Below are 4,468 nucleotides of genomic sequence, written 5' to 3'. Positions count from 1 at the left end.
AGCTGTAGTCACTGAAAAAGGAGAACCTGAGGTTCAACAAGATTTACCAGAAGCTGTAGTCACTGAAAAGGGAGAACCTGAGGTTCAACAAGTGTTACCTGAATATACTACAAAAGTTGCACCAACTTTGACTTTGGATAAGGTAACAGAAGATGCGATGGCTCGTTCAGCTAAATTGGATTACACTCTTGAAAATACAGATAATGCTGAAATCAAGAGCATTATAGCTGAGATTAAAGATGGGGACACTGTTGTTAAGCGAGTTGATTTATCTAAAGAAAAATTGACAGATGCTATTCAAGGTTTGGATTTATTTAAAGATTATAAAATTGCAACAACAATGACTTACAACCGTGGTGAAGGTGATGAAACGTCTAAATTGGATGAAAAACCTTTACGTTTAGAGTTGAAAAAAGTTGAAATTAAAAATATCGCATCTACTAATTTAGTGAAGGTAAATGACGATGGTACTGAAACACCTAGTGATTTTATGACTGAAAAACCTTCAGATAAAGATGTGAAGAAAATGTACTTAAAAATCACTAGTCGTGATAATAAAGTAACACGTTTAGCAGTTGATAAAATTGAGGAAGTAACTGAAGAAGGCCAAAAACTTTATAAAATCACTGCCGAAGCTCAAGATTTGATTCAACATACAGATCCAACGAAGGTTCGTAATAAGTATGTGCATTATATTGAAAAACCAGTTCCAAAAGTCAATAATGTATATTACAATTTCAATGAACTTGTGAGAGATATGCAAGAACATCCAAATGGCGAGTTTAAATTGGGTGCTGACCTTAATGCCACAAATGTATCAGCATTTGGTAAATCATATGTTACGAAAGATTTCAAAGGTAAGCTCTTGAGTGATGGTGATAATCACTATACCATTCATAACCTGTCACGTCCGTTATTTGGCAATGTTATTGGTGGAACGATTAAGAATATTAATCTTGGTAATGTTGACATAAATATGCCATGGGCAGACCGAATTGCTCCGATTGCCGACACTATTAAAGGCGGCGCTAAAATTGAAGATGTCAAAGTGACTGGTAACGTATTAGGTAGAAACTGGGTATCTGGATTTATTGATAAGATTGATAGTGGCGGTACATTGAGAAATGTAGCTTTTATTGGGAATGTGACCTCTATTGGCACAGGTAGTTCGTTCTTGACTGGTATTGTTGGTGAAAACTGGAAGGGGCTGGTAGAGCAGGCTTATGTAGATGCCAATATTCGAGGGAAGAAAGCTAAGGCTGCAGGTATAGCTTACTGGTCGCAAAATAGTGGTAATAACCATACTGTAGGTAGAGAGGGAGCTATTAAAAAATCTGTTGTTAAAGGTACAATAGATGTGGAGGAACCAATTGAAGTTGGTGGTGCTGTTGGAAGTCTTAAGATGCATGGTTCGATTGAAGATTCTGTCTCAATGATGAAAGTATCTAATGGTGAAATTTTCTATGGTTCTAGTGATATTGATTATGATGATGGCTATTGGACAGGAAATAATGTGAAACGAAATTACGTTGTAGTAGGTGTCAGTGATGGGAATTTTAGCTACCAGCGTTCAAAAGATAAAAATCGTATTAAACCTATTTCTGAAGAAGAGGCAAAATCTAAGATTGAAGCTACAGGTATCACCGCAGATAAATACGAAATCAACGAACCTGTGGTCAATCGCTTAAACCGTTTAACCAGAAAAGAAGATGAATATAAGTCAACCCAAGACTATAAAGTAGATAGAGATCTGGCTTATCGTAACATTGAAAAACTTCAACCGTTCTACAACAAAGAGTGGATTGTAAACCAAGGTAACAAACTTGCAGAAGATTCAAACTTAGCTAAGAAAGAAGTCCTTTCTGTTACGGGGATGAAGGATGGTCAATTCGTGACCGATTTATCGGATATCGATAAAATAATGATTCACTATGCGGATGGAACTAAAGAAGAAATGGTAGTTACCGCTAAAGCTGATTCTAAAGTAGCTCAAGTAAAAGAGTATGATGTAACAGGTCAAAACATTGTCTATACACCAAATATGGTTGAGAAAGACCGCGCTCAGTTGTTGACTGATATAAAGTCTAAGTTATCTAGCGTAGAATTAGAGTCTGATGGAGTGCGTCAACTTCTCGCTAAGAGAGATACTAAGAAAGATGCTAATGCTAATAGTGTGGGTCGTCAAAATGGATACATTAGAGATTTATTCCTTGAAGAAAGTTTCTCTGAAGTTAAATCAAATCTTGACAAATTGGTAAAACAGATACTTGAAAATGAAGATCATCAACTCAATGATAATAAATTAGCTGAACGTGCTTTACTGAAGAAAGTTGAAGATAACAAAGCTAAAATTATGATGGGGCTAACTTATCTTAATCGTTACTATGATATCAAATATGGTGATTTGAGTATCAAAGATGTGATGATGTTTAAACCTGACTTCTATGGTAAAACAGCAAGTGTTATTGATAGATTGATTAACATTGGTTCTGCAGAAAATAATCTAAAAGGAGATAGAACGCAAGATGCTTATCGTGATATAATTTCAGGGGCAACAGATAAAAGTAGTTTACATGACTTCTTGACCTACAATATGAAATTATTCACAAATGAAACAGACATAAATGTTTGGTTTAAGAGAGCTATTGAAAAGAATGCTTATGTAGTTGAACAACCGTCAACTAACCCTGCATTTGCTAATAAAAAATATCGTCTATATGAAGGACTTAATAACGGACAACATGGACGTATGATTTTACCGCTTCTGAACTTGAAAGATGCACATTTATTTATGATTTCAACGTATAATACTATCTCATTTAGTTCGTTTGAAAAGTATGGTAAAGATACAGCAGAAAAACGTGAAGCGTTCAAGAGTGAAATCAATAAACGTGCTAAAGAGCAAGTTAATTACTTAGATTTTTGGTCACGTCTTGCTACTGATAATGTCCGCGATAAACTTCTTAAGAGTCAAAATGGAGTTCCAACTCCTGTATGGGATAATCATAACGCTCCAGATGGTTGGCCTGATAGATTCGGACATAGAAATGGAAAACCAGACTATACTCCAGTCAGGGAATTCTTTGGTCGTATTGGGAAGTATCATCCTTACCAATATGGATACGGAGCATATGCATATATTTTTGCAGCACCGCAACCGATGGATGCAGTTTATTTCGTTATGACAGATTTAATTAGTGATTTTGGAACATCCGCATTTACACATGAAACTACTCACGTTAATGATCGTATGGTTTACTATGGTGGATATTGGCATCGTCAAGGTACGGATTTAGAAGCCTTTGCTCAAGGCATGTTACAAACTCCTGATAAGTCAACAACAAATGGTGAGTATGGTGCATTGGGTATTAACATGGCCTACCATCGTCCAAATGATGGAAATCAATGGTATAATCCCGACCCTGACAAACTTCAAACACGTGACCAAATCGACCACTACATGAAGAACTACAATGAAGCTATGATGATGCTTGATTATGCTGAAGCTGAAGCTGTTCTTCCTAAGGTTAAAGGTGACAATAGTAAATGGTTCAAGAAAATTGACCGTGAAATACGTCGACCAATGGATAGAAATAAACTAAGTGGTCCTCACCAATGGGACAAAGTGCGTGACTTGACAGACGCTGAGAGAATAACACCACTGAACACCATTGATGACTTAGTAAATAATAATTTCATGACCATTCACGGAAATCCAGGTAACGGACGTTATAGACCAGAGGATTTTACACCAAATTCAGCTTACGTAAATGTCAATATGATGGCAGGAATTTACGGTGGGAATACGAGTGATGGTGCACCTGGTTCATTATCGTTTAAGCACAATGCTTTCCGTATGTGGGGATATTATGGTTATGAAAATGGCTTTATCAGTTATGTATCAAATAAATACAAAGCAGAAGCAGATAAAAACAATCACGGTTTACTAAGCGATAAGCTAATAATTAATAAAGTATCGAAAGGAAACTTTAATACTCTTGAGGAATGGAAGAGACATTGGTACGAGGAGGTTCTTGCTAAAGCTAAGAAAGGTTTTGAAAGTATCGATATTGATGGCGTCCATATCAGTAACTATGATGAGTTAAGGCCTTTATTTGCTAGAGCTGTTCAAAAAGATCTTGATGGTATGTCAGATCCGAAAATTAAAGATCATTTCAAAAATACAGTGGACTTGAAATCTAAAGTATTCAAAGCCCTTCTTAAAAACACAGACGGTTTCTTTAATAAACTGTTTAAAGAAGACATTTAAACGTTTAAAATATAAAGAGGACAGTTTTTTGCTCTCTCTGAAAAATCATCATTTGATGGCTTTCAAAAAGCACCTCAAAAAGGAGTCTGGGACAAAAGTCTAACCTTAAATATAAAAAGCGAACAAAACGAGTTATCTGACACTCAGAATTCTGTCTTGTTCGCTTTTTTTGTATAATCTATCGATTTTTTAAATTTA

1 protein-coding gene is annotated in these 4,468 nt (G+C 35.7%); it reads left to right on the top strand.

Annotated elements, in window-relative coordinates; translation table 11 throughout:
* Nucleotides 1-4,270: ZmpA/ZmpB/ZmpC family metallo-endopeptidase (locus O3636_RS10555; RefSeq protein ID WP_371643095.1), on the top strand; the 4,270-nt coding region annotated here is incomplete at its 5' end.
* Nucleotides 4,271-4,468 lie beyond the last annotated feature (198 nt).

The sequence above is a fragment of the Streptococcus sp. 27098_8_76 genome, assembly GCF_041432315.1.
GTDB lineage: Bacteria > Bacillota > Bacilli > Lactobacillales > Streptococcaceae > Streptococcus.
This window is presented reverse-complemented; position numbering and strand designations above follow the sequence as displayed.